This window comes from Amycolatopsis sp. NBC_01307 (assembly GCF_035975215.1).
GTDB lineage: Bacteria > Actinomycetota > Actinomycetes > Mycobacteriales > Pseudonocardiaceae > Amycolatopsis.
In genome coordinates, this window is sequence record NZ_CP108403.1 from 8369643 (window position 1) to 8388163 (window position 18521).

General features: G+C 70.1%; 18 protein-coding genes. 13 read left to right on the forward strand and 5 right to left on the reverse strand.

The window, feature by feature from the left end:
* Nucleotides 1–19 precede the first annotated feature (19 nt).
* Together OG439_RS36940 and OG439_RS36945 are read left to right on the forward strand one after the other, a co-directional pair.
* A complete protein-coding gene (locus OG439_RS36940; protein ID WP_326945205.1) occupies nt 20–919 on the forward strand; it encodes a glycosyl hydrolase family 18 protein in 900 nt (299 codons plus the stop codon).
* Nucleotides 920–935: 16 nt separating this feature from the next.
* On the forward strand, nt 936–2042 hold the full coding sequence (locus OG439_RS36945) for a glycosyltransferase (protein ID WP_326945206.1): 1107 nt from the start codon (nt 936–938) through the stop codon (nt 2040–2042).
* On the opposite strand, the gene OG439_RS36950 is transcribed toward OG439_RS36945, so the two are convergent.
* Entirely contained in the window at nt 2026–3918 is a 1893-nt protein-coding gene (locus OG439_RS36950) for an FAD/NAD(P)-binding protein (RefSeq protein WP_326945207.1), read from the reverse strand. The genes OG439_RS36945 and OG439_RS36950 overlap by 17 nt on opposite strands.
* A 124-nt stretch (nt 3919–4042) precedes the next feature.
* Between OG439_RS36950 and OG439_RS36955 the strand changes: the two genes are divergently transcribed.
* The 3 genes from OG439_RS36955 (at nt 4043) to OG439_RS36965 (ending at nt 8248) form a co-directional block, all read left to right on the forward strand.
* A complete protein-coding gene (locus OG439_RS36955; protein ID WP_326945208.1) occupies nt 4043–5188 on the forward strand; it encodes an LLM class flavin-dependent oxidoreductase in 1146 nt (381 codons plus the stop codon).
* 313 nt (nt 5189–5501) lie between these two features.
* Nucleotides 5502–6761 (forward strand): MFS transporter, encoded by a 1260-nt coding sequence (locus OG439_RS36960; RefSeq protein WP_326945209.1) that lies wholly within the window; start codon nt 5502–5504, stop codon nt 6759–6761.
* A gap of 323 nt (nt 6762–7084) precedes the next feature.
* A complete protein-coding gene (locus OG439_RS36965; RefSeq protein WP_247063808.1) occupies nt 7085–8248 on the forward strand; it encodes a GGDEF domain-containing protein in 1164 nt (387 codons plus the stop codon).
* Between the two features lie 12 nt (nt 8249–8260).
* Here OG439_RS36965 and OG439_RS36970 read toward each other — a convergent pair whose 3' ends face one another.
* Complete coding sequence (locus OG439_RS36970; RefSeq protein WP_326945210.1) at nt 8261–8905, reverse strand: TetR/AcrR family transcriptional regulator; 645 nt, start codon at nt 8903–8905, stop codon at nt 8261–8263.
* 92 nt (nt 8906–8997) lie between these two features.
* The gene (locus OG439_RS36975; protein WP_247059272.1) at nt 8998–9408 is read right to left on the reverse strand and encodes a DUF3151 domain-containing protein; all 411 of its coding nucleotides are present in this window, start codon (nt 9406–9408) and stop codon (nt 8998–9000) included.
* A gap of 255 nt (nt 9409–9663) precedes the next feature.
* On the opposite strand from OG439_RS36975, the gene OG439_RS36980 reads away from it, so the two are divergent.
* Genes OG439_RS36980 through OG439_RS36990 form a run of 3 tightly spaced genes read left to right on the forward strand, consistent with a single transcriptional unit; the run spans nt 9664 to nt 11543 of the window.
* On the forward strand, nt 9664–10845 hold the full coding sequence (locus OG439_RS36980) for a hypothetical protein (protein ID WP_326945211.1): 1182 nt from the start codon (nt 9664–9666) through the stop codon (nt 10843–10845).
* Between the two features lie 22 nt (nt 10846–10867).
* On the forward strand, nt 10868–11146 hold the full coding sequence (locus OG439_RS36985; protein WP_326945213.1) for a type II toxin-antitoxin system Phd/YefM family antitoxin: 279 nt from the start codon (nt 10868–10870) through the stop codon (nt 11144–11146).
* Nucleotides 11139–11543: a type II toxin-antitoxin system VapC family toxin gene (locus OG439_RS36990; protein ID WP_326945214.1), complete on the forward strand. Its 405-nt coding sequence runs from the start codon at nt 11139–11141 to the stop codon at nt 11541–11543. The genes OG439_RS36985 and OG439_RS36990 overlap by 8 nt, the downstream gene beginning before the upstream one ends.
* A gap of 47 nt (nt 11544–11590) precedes the next feature.
* Here the strand turns inward: OG439_RS36990 and fbaA are convergent, their stop codons facing one another.
* Nucleotides 11591–12622 (reverse strand): class II fructose-bisphosphate aldolase, encoded by a 1032-nt coding sequence (fbaA, locus tag OG439_RS36995; RefSeq protein ID WP_326945215.1) that lies wholly within the window; start codon nt 12620–12622, stop codon nt 11591–11593.
* Between the two features lie 161 nt (nt 12623–12783).
* A complete protein-coding gene (locus OG439_RS37000; protein ID WP_326945216.1) occupies nt 12784–13605 on the reverse strand; it encodes an LLM class F420-dependent oxidoreductase in 822 nt (273 codons plus the stop codon).
* A gap of 72 nt (nt 13606–13677) precedes the next feature.
* Here OG439_RS37000 and OG439_RS37005 point away from each other — a divergent pair, with 72 nt between their 5' ends.
* From OG439_RS37005 to OG439_RS37025, 5 genes are all read left to right on the forward strand, one after another.
* Complete coding sequence (locus tag OG439_RS37005) at nt 13678–14586, forward strand: aldo/keto reductase (RefSeq protein WP_326945217.1); 909 nt, start codon at nt 13678–13680, stop codon at nt 14584–14586.
* 82 nt (nt 14587–14668) lie between these two features.
* Entirely contained in the window at nt 14669–15583 is a 915-nt protein-coding gene (locus tag OG439_RS37010; RefSeq protein ID WP_326945218.1) for an SDR family oxidoreductase, read from the forward strand.
* A gap of 9 nt (nt 15584–15592) precedes the next feature.
* A complete protein-coding gene (locus OG439_RS37015; RefSeq protein WP_247059279.1) occupies nt 15593–16066 on the forward strand; it encodes a pyridoxamine 5'-phosphate oxidase family protein in 474 nt (157 codons plus the stop codon).
* A gap of 81 nt (nt 16067–16147) precedes the next feature.
* A complete protein-coding gene (locus tag OG439_RS37020; protein WP_326945219.1) occupies nt 16148–17620 on the forward strand; it encodes a flavin-containing monooxygenase in 1473 nt (490 codons plus the stop codon).
* Entirely contained in the window at nt 17617–18486 is an 870-nt protein-coding gene (locus tag OG439_RS37025) for a metal-dependent hydrolase (RefSeq protein WP_326945220.1), read from the forward strand. Before OG439_RS37020 ends, OG439_RS37025 begins: the two co-directional genes overlap by 4 nt.
* The last annotated feature ends 35 nt before the right edge of the window (nt 18487–18521 follow it).

The following is an 18521-nucleotide window of genomic DNA, read 5'->3' on the forward strand; positions in this document are numbered from 1 at the left end:
GCGACGTATGGTCTGGACCATGCGGAGGATCGGCGTGGCCTTCGTGGCCTTGGTGATGCTGCTTTCGGGTGCGGTGCCGGCTTCGGCCGCCGCCGGGCGCAGGGTGATCGTCTACTACCAGACCATCTACAACGGCTCCACCTACGTCTCACCGCTCACACTCACCCAGAACAACACCGGCGTCACCGACGTCGTGGTCGGGGCGATCCACCTCGACACGAACGGTGTCGTGCACCTCAACGACGATCCGCCGAACGCGTCGAAGTTCACGCGGATGTGGCAGGACCTCGCAACCCTGCGCAGCCAGGGGGTGCACGTGCTCGCCTTCGTCGGCGGGGCCGCGGCGGGCAGCTTCCAGCGGCTCGAAACGCAGTTCGACACCTACTACCCCTTGCTGCGCAACCTGATCCGGACGTACTCGCTCTCCGGCATCGACCTGGACGTCGAAGAGCACATGTCCAACGGCGCGCTCAACAAGCTGATCGACGCGCTGCGGGCGGACTTCGGCAGCTCGTTCCTCGTCACGCTCGCCCCGGTGGCGAGCGAGCTGACCGGCGGCGGCGGGCTGTCCGGGCTGAACTACGACACCCTCTACCGCGACCGCGGCGCGCAGATCTCCTGGTTCAACACGCAGTTCTACTGCGGCTGGGGCTCGCTGAGCAGCACGTCCGGCTACGACAACATCGTCAAGCGCGGCATCGTGCCCGCGAGCAAGGTCGTCGCCGGGACCGTGACGAACCCCGCCAACTGCAGTGGTTACGTCGCCATGTCGACCCTCCAGTCGACGGTGCGCGGTCTCGTCTCGAAGTACCCGGACTTCGGCGGGATCGACGGCTGGGAGTACTTCAACTCCCTGCCCGGCGGCACGTCCGCGCCGTGGCAGTGGGTGCAGCAGATCGCCCCGGTCGTCAAGGGCTGACCAGTACGCTCGGGTGGTGCGAATCCTCTTCTCGTGCCGCCCGGCGTACGGCCACCTCTTCCCCCTGCTGCCCTTGGCCGACGCGGCGAAAGCCGTCGGTCACGACGTCGTGTTCGGCACCGGTGAGGCCTTCCTCGCCACCGTGCGCGACCGCGGTTTCGAGGCCCACCGCGCCGGCATCGCCATCAGCGACGCGGAAACCGAGGCCAACCGGCGGCACGGCGAGGACGCCGGCTTCGCCGAGGTCGGCATCACGATGTTCGGCGAGCTGCTGCCGGTGGCGCTGCTCGAAGACCTGACTCCGCTGCTCCCGCGGCTGCGCCCGGACCTCGTCGTCTACGAGCAGAGTGACGTCGGCGCCGGCGTGGCGGCCCGCCGCGCGGGGATCCCCGCCGTCTCCGTCGTGATCGGCCGGTCCATGCCGCCGGAGCTGCTGGCCCTCGCCACCGAACGGCTGGCCCCGCTCTGGGGCACGCTCCCCGCGGACGCCATGTTCGGCGACGCCTGCGTGGACGTCTGGCCCGACAGCGTCCGCGACCCGGGCACCGCGGGCGTGCCGAAGGTGTTCCGGATGCGCCCGACGCCGGTCGACCCCGACGTCCCGCTGCCGCCGCTGCCGGCCGACGGGTTCGTCTACCTGACGCTGGGCACCGTGGTCTTCGGCGCGACGAAGGTGCTGCGCGGGGCGCTGCACGCGCTGGCCCGGCTGCCGGTCGACGTGCTGGTGGCGCTCGGCCCCGGTGATCCCGCGCTGCTGGGCGAGCTGCCGGATCGGGTGCGGGCCGCCGGGTTCGTGCCGCAGGCCGAGGTGCTGAAGCACGCGGGCCTGGTCGTGCACCACGGCGGCACCGGCACGGTGCTCGCCGCGCTCGCCGCCGGCCTGCCCCAGCTGGTGCTGCCGCAGGGCGCCGACCAGTTCGTCAACGCCGAGACGCTCACCGCTCTGGGTGCGGCACAGTCCCTGGTGGGCGACGCCGTGCGGATGGACGCTATCGAAGCCGCGGCCCGCGAGCTGCTGGCCGACCCGAAGCCGCGCGCCATCGCCGAAGGCGTCGCACGGGAGATCGCCGCCATGCCCGCGCCGGAGCAGGTGCTCGACGAGCTCGTCAGCTGGGCGGGTTGACCAGCGCCAGGATCTCGCGCGCCACGGCGTCGTTCTGCCGGAACGACGACGCGTTCGTCCGCGGCCGGGTGAAGGCCGCCGCCGAGCGGGCGCTGGTGTGCGGGCCCACGGCGAAGCGGTGCGTGTGCGGATTGCCCGCGCCGTCCAGGAGGCGGGAGTCCGAGACACGCGTGTGGATCCGGCCCGACGGCAGGTGCACGCCGGTCTCCGGGTCCGCCACCGTCTCCTCCGCCAGCTGGCCCGTGTCACGCAGCTGCCGCAGCAGGACGTCCGCCGCGCGCGTCACGCTCGGGCCCGGCAGCCGTGCCTCGATCAGCGTGCGCGACACGACCTCGCCCGGGTAGCTCGCCCCGGACGCCACGAAGACGCCGCGCGCGGCGTCCGCCGTGACGCGCATTTCCGCGCCCGCGAACGAAACCACCCCGGCTTCGTGCAGCGCGAGCAGCTCCTCCAGCCGGCGCGGCGGCGGCCCGCTGGCGTAGTACGAGAAGAACCCGTGGAACCAGCCGTCCATATCGGACACTTGGGAGGCCGCGTTCAACCGTCGCTTTTGGACCAGCGCGGGCATCTGGCCGTACACCGAGAGCAGCGCCATGAACGCGCCGAGGTCGGCGCTGAACGTCTGGTCGGCGCGGCGCGAGAGGTCCGCCTCGAGGTATTCGCGCAGCTCCTTGCCGAACTCCTCGGCCGTCCCGAACGCGCGGCCCGCCATCGGCCGGTCCAGCCGGTCGAGGTCGAGGCGGTCCTCCTCGGCGGGCACGGCCCGCGCGACGAGGTCGTGCATCCCCGGCGAACCCCAGGCCAGGTCGGCGAAGGCGTCGGCGAACACGGCGAAGTCCAGCCGCACCCGGTCCGGGTGCCCGGTGAACAGCTCGCTGTAGTAGCCCCAGGCCAGCTCCTTCGCGATCCGCGGCCAGACGTCGGCGCGGAAGTCGAGCGCGCCCGGCGCCCCGGCCAGCTCGTCGATGGCGTAGGCGTCGAAGAACCTGGGCAGCCGCAACGGTTTCCCGCGCAGCCGGTAGCCGATCTTCGCGTGGTAGGGCACGCCGCGCCGCGAGCCGACGTGCAGCACCGGCTCGGTGCCGCTCGGGTGGTAGCGCAGGCCGCCGCCGTCGAGCTCCTCGAAACGGCCGCCGCGGCCTTCGGTGAGCAGCAGCATCAGGTCGACGAACGCCAGGCCGAACCCGCGCACCAGCACGGTTTCCCCCGGTTCGACGGCGGAGTAGTCGACGTCGGCGGTGTAGCCGGCCGGGTAGTAGGCCAGCCCGTGGCGCCCGGCGAACGACGCCAGCTCGCGCTCCCGCTCGTCCGGTTCCGCGTCGAGGTGCCCGACCGTGAACACGACGGCGTCCGCGCGCAGTTCCGCACCGTCGGAGAGCCGGACCAGCGAACCGTCGACGTCCACCGCACGCGCCGCGTGCTCGACGACGTCGATGCCGCCGGGCAGGTCGCCGAGGATCTTCCGGTACACCCAGGTCAGGTACGCGCTCTGCAGCCGCCGGGTCGGGAAGTGGAAGGCGTCCAGCGCGGTCAGCTCGGCGACGACGTCCGCGGGCACCTCGGCCTCGAGCGAGCCGTCCCGCACCTGCCGCGCCCACTCCAGCAGCGCCGGCCCGGGCAGCACCGGGCCCGCCATCTTCACCGAGTCGTCGGTGAACATCGTGACGTCCTCGGGCATGGAGTTCATCCGCAGCAACGGTGACTGGTCGTAGCGCCACACGCGGCCCGGCCCGGGCGGGAACGGGTCGATCAGGTGGACTTCGAGCCGCCGGCCACCGAGCAGCTCGGCGGCGTTCGCGCCGAGCCGTTCGAGGACGCCGACCCCGCGGGGTCCGGCGCCCACGACGGCGAGTGTGAACGGCGCGAGATCGGCCACGTGTTCGAAGCTACGCCGGGGTTCCCGCAGCAGCCTCGAACCGTTCCACCCTGCGGACGTCGTTGCCGCGCCGGGGCGTCCAGGCGTAGCCGTTGAGGGAGCGACGCGAGAGAAGGTGGACGTCATGCCGGTGGAGTTCCTGGGCATCGGGGGCACGCACGACGGGTCTGAGACGCACGCCCGCTCGGGCGGGGTGTTCGACAAGGAGTACACGCTGCGCCTGGCCCGCGCGCACGAAGACTTCGGCTGGGACCGGGTGCTGTTCGCCTACGGCTCGGGTTCGCCGGATCCCGCGCAGGCGGCCGCGTACGTCGCCACGAAGCTGGACAAGCTGCAGATCCTGCTCGCGCACCGGGCGAACGTCTCGTACCCGACGTTCGCCGCGAAGACGTTCGCGACGCTCGACCAGATCTCCGATGGCCGGCTGACGGTCCACTTCATCACCGGCGGCAACGACCACGAGCAGCAGCGCGAGGGCGACTTCCTGACGAAGGACCAGCGCTACGGGCGTACCCGCGAGGCCATCCAGATCATCAAGAAGGCCTGGACGTCGGCCGAGCCGTTCGACTTCGACGGCGAGTACTACCGCTTCGCCGACTACGTCAGCGACATCAAGCCGGCGCAGCAGCCGCGGCCGGGCGTGTCCTTCGGCGGGTCCTCGCCGGCCGCGTACGCCGCCGGTGGCGCCGAAGCCGACATCTTCTGCCTGTGGGGCGAGCCGCTGGCCCAGACCGCCGAGCAGATCGAGTCGGTCAAGGCGGCGGCGCTGGCGGCCGGCCGCACGGACGTGCCGCGCATCCAGGTCGCGTTCCGCCCGATCATCGCCCCGACGGAGGAGCTGGCCTGGGAGAAGGCCCACCGCACGGTCGGCGCGATCAAGGACCGCACGAAGGGCGGGCAGCCGCTGACCCGGCGGCACAAGCTGACCGAGCCGGAGAACACGGGCTCCCAGCGGCTCCTGGCGGTCGCCGCGCAGGGCGAGCGGTTCGACCGTGCTCTGTGGACGCCGACGGCGGCCGCGACGGGCGGCGCGGGCAACTCGAACGCGCTGGTCGGCACCCCGGAGACGGTCGCGCAGGCGTTGCTGGACTACTACGACCTCGGCGTCGAGATCCTGTCGGCCCGGGGCTACGACATGCTCGGCGACACGATCGACTTCGGCCGCTACGTCATCCCGATCGTCCGCGAAGAGGTCGCCAAGCGCGACGCGGCCCGGGCCGCCGGGACCACCCGGACCCCCGCGGAGGACGCCCTCGCCGTCGACGGCTGAGCCCGAGTCGCCCGATCCACTTCACCCGGTAGCCACCTCGCCCCGCGCGAGGTGGCTACTTTTGCCTCTGGTCCTGGGTCAACGGGTGAGGAATGATCCATTGGTGACTCCTGAGCGATCGGGCAGACACGGCGGGCTATCGTCTGACACGTTCGGGAAAGCTTCGTCACACCTTCGATACCGGCGAAAGAACCTAGAGATTCACCAACAGTCACGAGACACTGGCGGAGGTAACTCACGTCTCGTGATCGCCCCGTGACACGCCGGTGGTCAAGGGAGCGCAAAGGACTGGCACAAAGGGTCGGAGAAACGCATGGCAGCACCGCCGGATCGAGTCACGTTCCGCGAGGTGTTCGGAATCGCCGAGTTCCGGGCGCTGTGGCTCGCGGAACTGCTTTCGATCGCCGGTGACCAGCTGGCGAGAGTCGCGCTGTCGATCCTGGTGTTCACCGCCACCGGCTCCGCCACCCTGACCGGCCTGACCTACGCGCTGACCTTCGCGCCGTCGCTGCTCGGCGGGATCTTCCTGACCGGCCTCGCCGACCGCTTCTCCCGCCGCACCGTGATGGTCGTCGTCGACCTGCTGCGGGCCGGCCTGATCGTGCTGGTCGCCCTCCCCGCGTTGCCCTTTTGGGTCGTCTGCGTGCTCGTCGGCGCCGTCTCGCTGCTGAACCCGCCGTTCAAGGCCGCGCAGCTCGCGCTGCTGCCGCAGGTGCTCGAAGGCGACCGGTTCGTGGTCGGCATGGGCGTGCGGAGCATGACGGTCCAGTCCGCGCAGCTGCTCGGCTTCGCCGGCGGCGGGGCACTGCTGCTCGCGGTGGACCCGCACCTGGCGCTCGTCATCGACGCCGCCACGTTCCTGCTGTCCGCGGCCTTCGTCCGGTTCGGCGTCCAGGCCCGGCCGCCCGCCGCGAGCGCCGAGAAGCGGAAGTCGTTCTTCGCCATGATCAGCACCGGCGGCCGGGTGGCGTGGTCCAGCCCCGCGCTGCGGGCGCTCGTACTGTTCACCTGGCTGATGGGCCTGCTGCCGGTCTACGAGGGCATCGCGGCGCCGTACGTCTCGTCGGCGGGCGGTGGCCCCGAGCTCGTCGGGCTCCTGCTGGCAGCCGACCCGGTGGGCAGCGTGATCGGCACGTTCGTGTTCACGCGCTGGGTGCCCGCCCAGGCCCGGCCGAAGCTGATCGCACCGCTGTCGGCGCTGTGCGCCGTGCCGATGCTGGTGGGCTTTACCCAGCCCGGCACGCCGCTCTCGATCGTCCTCTTCGTCCTGTCGGGCGCGTTCGGCTCGGTGGCGCTGCTGCAGGCGACGGCGTCGCTGACACTGGCGGTGCCGGACGAGAACCGCGCGCAGACGATGGGCCTGTCCAACACGGGACTGACGACGATGCTGGGGGTGAGCCCGCTGATCGGCGGGCTGCTCACGGACCTGGTGGGTCCACAGACGACGGTCGGCATCTTCGGCGTGGCAGGAGTTGTGCTCACCCTCCCGCTGGCCGTGGCCTGGCACCGGTCGATGAACACGGGGACGACGTCCAGAGTCGACAACGAAGCCCCGCGCGCCGAGCACGCTTGATCCTCGTGCCCCACGCGCGGGTCACTAGACCTCGCGACCTTGCGGTGCGCCTGGTTACTGGTCTCTGGTTCGCATCGCTGGTCACCCTTCATCCGGCGTCAGGAAAAAGGTACACACCGATTGCCCTTGTGGACAGGAGGCAAACGGGCTGAAACTGTCCGTGAGTGGGGTGTCACCGCGGATCTACGCAATAGCTTGGGGGAAAAATGGTCACATCGGGGGAACGATCTGGACAAGACCGGGTATTTGGTGTTGCGGAGTGGGCACTTTGGCGGCGGCCGCCGCGCTGGATCGCCCTCACATTGACCGCAATCACCGCGGCGCTGGCTTGGGGAGCCGCCGCCACGATCACGAACTCGGTCTCCCTTGACCAAATCGGTATGTTCGGCCTGCTGCTCGCGCTGGCCGTCGCCCAGAACGAGATCAGCCGCCGGATCGAGCGCGCGCGCCGCAGCTTGAGCGAAACCTCGCACGTCAACATGACGTCGGTCTGGCTCATCCCGGCCGGCCTGCTGCTGCCGGCGCACCTGGTCGTCGCGCTGAGCGTGTCGCTCTACCTCAACATGGCGCTGCGCAGCTGGTCCGGCACGCGGCCGGGGCAGCCGCACCGGGTCGCCGCCAACGCCACCACCGCCAGCCTCTCCGCGTGCACCGCCGGGCTCGCGATCCACGTGTCGCCGCAGCTCAGCGTGCTGACCGTGTGTGTCGCGGTCGCCGTGTACTTCGTCGTCAACGCCCTGCTCACCAGCGTCGGCCTCTACCTCGCCAACGAGGAGAACGCCACGATCGAGGGCTGCCTGGGGAACATGGACGACAACCTGCTGGAGCTGGCCACCCTGTGCGTCGGCGGCCTGCTGGTGATGGTGCTGACCGACGAGCCGCTGCTGTCGGTGCTGGTGATCCTGCCGCTGTACGTGCTGCAGCGCTCGATGCTGATCAAGCGGCTCGAAGAGCTCGCCACCACCGACCAGAAGACCCAGCTGCTCAACGCCACGACCTGGCAGGACGGCGCGCAGCGCGAAATCTCCCGCGCGGAGCGGGAGAAGGGCAGCTTCGGCGCCATGATGATCGACCTCGACCACTTCAAGCGGATCAACGACACCTACGGGCACCTCGCGGGGGACGACGTGCTCAAGGCGGTCGCGGCCGTGGTCAAGCAGGAGACGCGGGCGCACGACCTGGTCGGCCGGTTCGGCGGCGAGGAGTTCGTCGCGCTGCTGCCGTCGACGTCCAAAGAGGACGCGATCGTCACGGCGGAACGCATCCGGCAACGGGTCAGCGAGCTGATCATCAGCACCACCACCAACGAGGGCGAGGCGGTGGACATCAAGCGGCAGACGGCGTCGATCGGCGTTGCCTGCTACCCACTCGACGGGGCGTCCATCGAGGAAGTGATGGCGTCCGCGGACGCCGCCGTCTACGCGGCGAAGGACGGCGGGCGCAACCGCGTCGTCGGGTCGCGGGAACTGACGATGGCCGCCGCTTAGCGCAGGTTTGGTTCAGCGCAGCCGTTCGATGACGTCGCTCGCCTTGGTCTGCAGGCGGGCGACGCCACCGACGGTGAACTCGGTCAGCAGGTCGATCAGGGCGTCCTGCGGCGGCGGCTCGCCGTCCCAGGTCGCCTGGACCAGTGACTCGGTCATCGCGAAGACGAGCGTGATGAGCGCGCGGTCGGCCCGGCCGGAGTCGATGCCGTGCGCGGCCCACCGCTTGGCGGTGGCGTCGGCGTAGACGACGGCCAGCCGCTCCCGCAGCCGCGTGAGCGCGGGGTCGCCCGCGCGTTCCGCCGCGCGGAGCACGCCGTAGGCCTCCGGGCTGTCGGCGACGAACGTGACCATGGTGGCGTAGTTGGCCCGCGCCCACCCCCGCAGCCCGGTCTGCGGATCGGCCACCGACGCGCCGGCGATGGCCGTGAAGGCCCGCTCCTCGATCTCGGCCACGACCTCGGCGAAGAGCGCCGTCCGGTCGCCGAACTGTTCGTAGACGGCCTGGCGCGAGACGCCGGCCTCGCGCGCGATCTGCTCCATCGTCGCGCCCTGCATCCCGTGCTGCGCGACGACCTTCGCCGTCGCCTGCAGCACGCGGGCGCGCTGCTCCGCGACCGGGAGCTTCCGCGGCCGCCCGCGCGGAGCGGGGCTCGACATGGTGACCCACCTCACTGGTTCTGCGGTCTGCCGCGGCCCGTCGTGAGTGGTAATTCGGGTTAGAACCCTCATTACCACTCACGAGGGGTGGGTCACTTGAGGCCGGTGGCTTCCGCGGCGGCCGGGTCGGAGTCGGCGAGGAACGTCCGGCAGCGGTCGTACTCCTCGGTCTCGCCGATCTTGCCGGCGGCCTTGCCCAGCACGGCGAGGGCGCGCAGGAAGCCCTGGTTCGGGCGGTGCGTCCACGGCACCGGGCCGAAGCCCTTCCAGCCCGCGCGGCGCAGCTGGTCGAGGCCGCGGTGGTAGCCGGTGCGCGCGTAGGCGTAGGCGGCGACGGTCTCCCCCGACTCGAAGGCCTTCTCGGCCAGCGACGCCCACGCCTCGCTGTAGTAGGGGTGTTCGGCCGCGACGGTCGCCGGGTCGTTCCCGGCGTCGAGCGCGGCCTGGGCGGCGGTGTGCTCGGGCAGCAGCGTCGGCTCGGGGCCGAGCAGGTTGTGCGTCATGCGCCCATTCTGCTCACGCCCGCGGGTCAGGGGCTGGTGGGTCAGAAGAACAGGCCCGCGAGAACCCCGCCGCCGGCCAGCACCAGCGCGCCGATCAGGACCGCGGCCACAACTCGTTTCGGCATCATGGCGGCACACCTTGCCAAGCCCCGCAGCTCGAAAGCAAATCGTCCACCCCTACGGGTGAACCCCGATTTTGGCGTCGTTTGCCACTGTCTTGGCCCGCTCGTGACCACGACCGGCCATGATGTCCGCATGGCCAAGGCAGTGGACGTCCCGGTTGCGGACGTGATCCCGCGCAGCCCCATCGGCAAGACGCGGCTGTTCTTCACGCGGCACTGGCACCGCGGCGCACCCGGGCAGCCGACACCGGACTGGGTGCTCCGGTTCTGCTACGGGATGTGGCTGGCGGCGTTCGCGTTCAAGCTGGTCGGCTCGTCGTGGGACATGTCGTGGCACTTCATGTGGCTGCGCGACGACCTGGCTCCGCCGCATCTGATCAACACCGTCGGCACGGTGATCATCGTCGTGCTGGTGGCGATCCACAGCTACACCGGGCTGGGCGCCGACAAGCCGTCGCTGCGGCTGATGCAGATCGGCCTGCTGATGTTCCTGGTCGCGGCGCCACTGGACGTCATCAACCACCGCGTCAACGGCCTCGACCTGACCGCGTGGAGCCCGTCGCACATGATGCTCTACCTGGGCACGGGCATCATGCAGGCGGGCGTGCTGCTCGGCTGGCTCCGGCTGGCGCCGCCGGGCCGCTTCCGCAGCGGCGTGCTGCTCGCGCTGTGGGCGTTCTTCCTGGAGAACACGTTCTTCCCGAACGGCCAGCAGGAGTACGGCATCCTCGGCCTGCGCGCCTGGGAGCGCGGCGCGCCGGAGGCCGAGCCGTCGCTGCTCTCGTTCGCGGCGAACCAGATCGGCCACCCGGTCGACCGGACGGCGATCCTGCACTTCACGATGCCGATCCCGGAGTGGGTGTACCCGCTGTGGGGCATCGGCGTGATGGCGCTGATCCTGGCCCTGGCCCGCCAGACACTCGGCCGCCGCTGGTCGGCGTCCTTTGTGGCGCTGGCCTACATCGCGTACCGCGCGGTGATGTGGCCGCTGCTGCTGGGCCTGGGCTTCCCGGTCTCGACGATCCCGTTCTACCTGCTCTTCGTGGGTCTCGCCGTGGACCTGGCGTTCACCATCGGCCGCGGTCACGGCCTGCTGACGGCGGGCGCGGGAGCCCTGCTGGTGACGGCGTTCGGCTACGGGGCGCTGTGGGTGCAGTCGCAGGTCAGGCCGTGGGTCCTGGGCGACGCGCACACGGAGTCGGCCCCACCGGTGGAGTACTGGACGGCGGGGGTGGCGCTGGTGGCGGTGTTCGTGCTGTGGGCAGCGGCCGGCCCGGTGACCCGGCGGTGGAACGCGAGGCGGGTCACGGCGTAGCACGCGGTGCTACACTTGACTCGTGAAGATCATCAGCCAACGGGAGCTCCGCAACGGCTCCGCCGCGATCATGGACGCCGTGGAAGCCGGCGAGACATTCCACGTCACGCGCAATGGCACGGAGATCGCGGAGCTGCGCCCCTTGTCCCGACGACGCAGGTTCACGGCCGAGGAACTTGTCGAGCGGCACAAGCGACTACCCAGGGTAGATGCCGCCGAGCTGCGACGAGAGGCCGATGAGTTCTTCGGCGAAGATCGCCTCAGCGACGACGACAACCCGTGGGAGCGTACGCGTGGCTGAGCGTCACACCGCCGGCGTGCTCGACACCTGCACCTGCATCGAAATCGACAGACTGGACCCGGCGACGCTCCCGGAGTTCCCGGAAGTCACCGCGGTGACCATGGCCGAGCTTCACCAAGGCGTCGTCATGACGACGGACCCGGCGAAGAAAGCCGTGCGGACCGAGCAACTCGGTGCCGCACTCGTCGAGTACACCCCGTTGCCGTTCGACGGTGAAGCAGCCGCACGGTACGGCACGATGGTCGCCTTGACACTGGCCGCCGGGCGGACCCCGCGATCACGGCAGCTGGACTTGATGATCGCGGCGATCGCGTCGTCACGAAACCTGCCGCTCTACACCCGTAACGCGAAGGACTTCCAGGGCCTCGAGAGCATGCTCGAGGTCATAGAAGTCTGAGCAGCACGAAGGCCGCCACGACCTTTCGTGGCGGCCTTCGTTTCGTTCTACTTGAGCTTCGTACCAGCCGAACCGAGGGCCTGGCAGGCCTCCACGATCCGGGCGGCCATCCCACCCTCAGCGGCCTTGAGGTACGAACGGGGGTCGTAGAACTTCTTGTTGCCGACCTCGCCGTCGATCTTCAGGACGCCGTCGTAGTTCTTGAAGAAGTGGTCCACGATCGGGCGGGTGAACGCGTACTGCGTGTCCGTGTCCACGTTCATCTTCACCACACCGTACGAAACCGCCTCGCGGATTTCTTCCGGCAGCGACCCGGAGCCGCCGTGGAAGACCAGCTCGAACGGCTTCGACCCGGCGTCGAGGCCGAGCTTCTTCGACGCGGCTTCCTGGCCGCCCTTGAGCACGTCCGGGCGCAGCTTGACGTTGCCGGGCTTGTACACGCCGTGGACGTTGCCGAACGTGGCGGCGAGCAGGTAGCGGCCGTTCTCGCCGGACCCGAGCGCGTCGATGGTCTTGAGGAAGTCGCCTTCGGCGGTGTAGAGCTTCTCGTTGATCTCCGCCTCGACACCGTCCTCTTCGCCGCCGACGACGCCGATCTCGACTTCGAGGATGATGTTCGCGGCCGCGGTCTTGGCCAGCAGTTCCTGCGCGATGACGAGGTTTTCGTCGAGGTCGATGGCGGAGCCGTCCCACATGTGGGACTGGAACAGCGGGTTCTGGCCGTTTTTGACGCGTTCGGCGGAGATCTCGATCAGCGGGCGGACGAACCCGTCGAGTTTGTCCTTGGGGCAGTGGTCGGTGTGGAGGGCGACGTTGACGTCGTAGCGGGCGGCGACGACCTGCGCGAATTCGGCGAGGGCGACGGAGCCGACGACCATGTCCTTGACTTTTTGGCCGGAGGCGAATTCGGCGCCGCCGGTGGAGAACTGGATGATCCCGTCGCTCTCCGCTTCGGCGAAGCCGCGGATGGCGGCGTTCACGGTTTCGGACGAGGTCACGTTGATGGCGGGGTAGGCGAACTCGTTCGCCTTGGCCCGATCCAGCATCTCCGCGTAGACCTCGGGGGTCGCGATGGGCATCGGTATTCCTCCTTGGCAGGGATGGGTCCCGACCGCATCGTACGAGGTGTACCGCCGCCGCACACCGGTCCCCGCTCCGAAACTTCCGCGCACGTGGGATCGGTTCAGAAGGAAGCCGTCCGGCCACCGGCGGAACCGGCGGCCGGACGGGCGTCACGCGCTCAGCGCAGCGCCGCCGCCAGCGCGCGGTACGCCGGCCACGGGTCCTCGTTCAGGACCTGGACGATCACCTGGTCCGCGCCCGCCTCCAGGTGGGCCGCCAGGCCGCGGGCCACCGTGTCGGCGTCGCCGTGCAGGGCCAGCGCGTCGATCAGGCGGTCGCTGCCCTCCCCCTCGAGGTCCTCGTCCGTGAAGCCGAGTTTCCGCAGGTTGGCGACGTAGTTCGACAGCCCGAGGTAGTACTTCACGGTGTTGCGGCCGATCGCCCGCGCTTCGGCGACGTCGGTCGACACGACGACCTTGTGCTCCGGGGCCAGCAGCTTGCCCGCGCCGAGGATCTCGCGGGTGTCGCGCGTGTGCGCCGGCGTCGTCAGGTACGGGTGCGCGCCCGCCGTGCGCTCGCCCGACAACGCCACCACCTTCGGGCCGAGCGCCGCCAGTGCCCGGCCCTCGACCGGGACGCCCGCGGCGTCGAGGCCGTCGAGGTAGTCGACCAGCGCCGCGTACGGCTTCTTGTACTCCTTGGTCGCCTCGCGGTGCCCCGCGCCGACGCCGAGCAGGAAGCGGTCCGGGAACTTCCCGGCGATCCGGTGGTAGGCCTTCGCGATGTCCGCGGGCTCGTCCTGCCAGATGTTCACGATGCCGGTCGCGATGACCAGCGAGTCCGTCGCGGCGAGCAGGTCGTCGACGTGCGCCAGGTCGCCGCCGGGCGAGCCGCCCAGCCAGATCGCGCCGTAGCCGAGCTCCTCCGCGTCGGCCGCGAACTTCGCGTCGACGTTCCCGTGGTACCGCCAGATTCCGAGCTTGCCCAGTTCGATTGCCATGGAACACTCCAACGCGTGGGACGGCGGTTTTCCTCCCACCCTCCCAGTTCGTGGGAAAGCTAGCGTGGTGACATGACCAAGCTGGGCAACACCGACCTCGACGTGTACGGACTCAACCTCGGCGGCAACGTCTTCGGCTGGACGGCGGACGAGCCGCAGTCCTTCGCCGTGCTGGACGCCTACACCGCGGCCGGCGGCAACTTCGTGGACTCCGCCGACCTCTACGGCGGGGGCGGCGGCTCCGAGGAGATCCTCGGCAACTGGCTCGCCGCGCGCGGCAACCGGGACGACGTCGTCGTCGCGACCAAGGTCGGCATGTGGGACGGCCGGCCGGGCCTCTCGGCGAAGAACATCGAGGCCGCGGCCGAGGATTCGCTGCGCCGCCTCAAAACCGACCACATCGACCTGTACTACGCGCACCGGGACGACCCGGACACCCCGCTCGAGGAGACGCTCACCGCGTTCGACGCCCTGGTCCGCGCGGGCAAGGTCCGCTACCTCGGCGCGTCCAACTACAACGCCGAGCGGCTGACCGAGGCACTGTCCATTTCGGACAAGAACGGCCTCGCGCGCTACGCCGTGCTGCAGCCGCACTACAACCTCGTCGAGCGCGACTACGAGCAGGACCTCGCGCCGCTCGTCGAGCGCGAAGGCCTGGCCACGCTGCCGTACTTCGCCCTCGCCAAGGGGTTCCTGACCGGCAAGTACCGCTCGAAGGACGAGACGGTCGACAGCCCGCGCGCCGCCCGCGCGTCGTCCTACCTGGACGCCCACGGCGAGCGCGTGCTCGCGGCACTGGACGAAATCGCGCAGGCGCACGGCGTTTCGGTCGCCACGGTGTCGCTGGCCTGGCTGCGGTCGCAGCCGACGGTCGCCGCGCCGATCGCCAGCGCCCGGACGCCCGAGCAGCTGACCGACCTGATCGCGTCGGTGACGCTCGACCTGACCAGCGCCGAAATCACCGAGCTGAGCGAAGCCTGATGCCTACTCTTGGGTAGCTTACTGCGGGTAAGTTGGGGTACGGTGCCCTTCAGAAGCGACGTGCGACGTCCAGGAGGGCACCGTGGCCAACCCGTTTTCGCTGCTCAGCGGCACCAAGAAGGTCGACGGCAAAGTCGTCCTCATCACCGGCGCCGCCCGCGGCATCGGGGCCGGCCTGGCCGAGCGCCTCGCCGCGCGCGGCGCGAAGGTCGCTCTCGTCGGCCTCGAAGCCGAGGAGCAGCGGAAGGTCGCCGACCGCATCGGCGCCAACGCGAAGTCCTGGGAAGCCGACGTCACCAGCTGGGACGCGCTCGAGGCGGCCACGGCCGGGGTCGTCGAGCACTTCGGCGGGATCGACATCGTCATCGCGAACGCCGGCATCGCGACCGCGGGCTTCGTCCGCTCGGTCGACCGGGCCGCGTTCGAGAAGGTCATCGAGGTCGACCTGCTCGGCGTCTGGCGCACGTTCCGCGTCACGCTGCCGCACGTCATCGACCGCAAGGGCTACCTGCTGGCCATTTCGAGCCTGGCCGCGATCACGCACGCGCCGGGCATGGCGAACTACTCCGCGGCCAAGGCCGGCGTCGAGGCGTTCTCCAACAGCCTTCGCGCCGAGGTCGCCCACCTGGGTGTCAAGGTCGGCGTCGCGCACCCGACGTGGATCCGCACCGACCTGGTCGAGAGCGCCGACGCGCACCCCGTGTTCGGCAAGCTCCGCTCGTCGATGCCCGGCCTGATCGGCAAGACCTACCCGCTCGACGTCGCCCTCGACGACCTCGAAGCCGGGATCCTCAAGCGCGCCAGGACGATCCACGTGCCGCGCTGGGTCGGTGGGCTCAAGCTGTTCCGCGCGTTCCTGCCGCCGATCATCGAGATCGGGTCCCGCAGCCGGGTACCTTCGGCGGACAGGGCCGCGCTCGCCGACATCGAGGCCCGCGGCGCGTTCGAGTCCGCGGTCACCGGGCACGGCGGCCGCGCGGCCACCACCAAGTCGTAGGAGCTGCGGATGTCACGTCGCGACCAGATCAGGATGACCGAGGACGAGGTCCGCGCGTTCTTCGCCGAGCAGAAGGTCATCAACGTCGCCAGCGTCGGCCCGAACGGCCGCCCGCACCTCGCGCCGCTCTGGTACTACCCGCACGAGGACGGCGTCGCGACCTGGACGTACGGCACGTCGCAGAAGGCGAAGAACCTGCGGCGGCTGCCGGAGGCGACCGTGCTCATCGAGGACGGCGGCAGCTACGAGAAGCTCCGCGGCGTCTCGCTGGAGGCCGACGTCGAGCTCGTCGAAGACACCGAGGAAGTCACCCGGATGGGGATCACGCTCATGCAGCGCTACGCGGGCGCCAAGCCGGGCGACCCCGTACCGTCCGAGCTGAGCGGCTTCATCGCAGGTCAGGCCCCCAAGCGGGTCGGGTTGGTCTTCCGCCCGACGAAGATCGTCAGCTGGGACCACACGAAGCTCGGCGGGGCGTACTAACGGGTAGGTAATACTTCCAAGTAACTGTTACTTGAGGTAACGTCATCTGCGGCAGACCCCCAGCGCAGCGGAGGCCGACAGATGACCGAGCGGTTCAAGGTCGTGATCGTGGGCACCGGGTTCTCCGGGCTCGGCCAGGCGATCCAGCTCGAAAAGGCCGGCATCCGGGACTACGTGATCCTGGAGAAGGCCACCGAGGTGGGCGGCACCTGGCGCGACAACTCGTACCCCGGGTGCGCCTGCGACGTGCAGTCGCACATGTACTCGTTCTCCTACGAGCAGAACCCGGACTGGTCGCGGTCGTTCTCGCCGCAGCCGGAGATCTTCGGCTACCTCAAGGGCGTCGCGGACAAGTACCGGCTGCGCGAGAAGATCCGCTTCGGCGTCGAGCTCACCGGCGCGCACTGGGACGAGCGCGAGCGCCGCTGGACGGCGACGACCAAGGACGGCCGGGAGTTCTCCGCGCAGTTCCTCGTCTCCGGCGTCGGCGGCCTGCACATCCCGCAGGTCCCCGAGCTGCCCGGGATCGCGAACTTCCAGGGCCAGACCTGGCACTCCGCGCAGTGGAACCACGAGTACGACCTGCGCGGCAAGCGCGTCGCCGTCGTCGGCACCGGCGCCAGCGCGGTCCAGTTCGTCCCGAAGATCGCCCCGGACGTCGCCGAGCTGACGCTCTTCCAGCGGACGCCGCCGTGGATCATGCCCAAGCCCGACCACGCGATGCCGGAGTGGGCGCAGACGCTGTTCCGCCGCGTCCCCGGCACCCAGCGCGCCTACCGCAACGCGCTCTACTGGGTCCTCGAAGCGCGCGCCATCGGCTTCAACGGCCACCCCGGCGTCATGAAGGCCGGCGAACTGATCGCCAAGCGGAACATCACCAAGGGCATCAAGGACCGCGCGCTGCGCAAGAAGGTCACGCCCGACTACACGATGGGCTGCAAGCGCGTCCTCATCTCCAACGACTACTACCCGGCGCTGGACCGGCCGAACGTCGACGTGAACACCGCCGGGATCAAGGAGGTCAAGGCGCACTCGATCGTCGACGCCGCCGGGGTCGAGCACGAGGTCGACGCGATCGTCTACGGCACCGGCTTCAAGGTCACCGACGCGCTCGAGTACCTGGACATCACCGGCGTCGACGGCCGCAACCTGGCCAAGGAGTGGGCCGTCGAAGGGATGCGGACGCACAAGGGCATCACCGTGTCCGGCTTCCCGAACCTGTTCTTCCTGCTCGGCCCGAACACCGCGCTGGGCCACAACTCCGTCGTCTTCATGATCGAGTCGCAGTCGCGCTACGTCGTCGACGCCATCAAGCTGGCCGACTCCCGCGAGGCCGCCGCCATCGACGTCCGGCCGGGCGTGCAGGACGAGTTCCAGCGCGAGATCCAGGACAAGCTGGTCAAGGGCGTCTGGACGCAGGGCGGCTGCAAGAGCTGGTACCTCGACGCCAAGGGCGTCAACCGGACCATCTGGCCGGGCTTCACCTGGCGCTACTGGCTGGAGACGCGGAAGGTGGACCCCGCCGACTACGAGCTTTCCGGTCGTGCGCAATGACCCACGAGGACACCGAGCAGGTCGTCCTGCACGCCCGGGACGTCCACTTCGACTGGGCGAGCCTGCCGATGCACTGGATCCCCGGCGAGCCGCAGGCGACGCACACCATCAACGTGCTGCACCTCGCGCTGCCCGAGGGCGAGCGCTGGTTCGTCGAGGTGTTCAAGCAGGCCGTGCCGCTGATCCGCGACGAGCGGCTCAAGGAGGACGTCCTCGGCTTCATCGGCCAGGAGGCCGTGCACGCCGAGGCGCACGACGGCGCCGCGGCGCACCTGGAGGCCGCGGGCGTGCGCGTCCGGCCCTACATCGCGCAGATGGAGTGGCTGTTCCGGAAGCTGCTCGGCGACCGCGACCTCACCGGCCGGGCCGCCGAGGAGTGGCTGGTCGAACGGCTCGGCATCATCGCCGCGATCGAGCACTACACGGCGTTCCTCGGCCAGTGGGTGCTCGACGCGCCGCTCGCCGAGGCCGGCGCGGACCCGGTGATGCTCGACCTGCTGCGCTGGCACGGCGCGGAAGAAGTCGAACACCGGTCCGTCGCCTACGACCTGTTCACGCACCTCGACGGCCGCTACACCCGCCGGGTGCGCAGCATGGCCGCGGTGACGCCGGTGCTGGCGTGGGTCTTCGCCCGCGGGACGCGGTTCCTGATGCGCAACGATCCGACACGCCCGGGCCGCGCGTCGCTCCGGGGCTATCGCCGAGCGGCGAAGAAGGGCCTGCTGCCGACCGGGCGTGAGCTGCTGCGCGAGATCCGGCCGTACTTCCGGAAGTCGTACCACCCGACCGAGACCGGCAACACCGAGCAGGCCGTGGCCTACCTGGCTTCGTCGCCCGCCGCGCGGGCGGCGGACGCACCGAGGTGACCGAGCCCGAAGCGGCACTTTCACGTGAAAGTGCC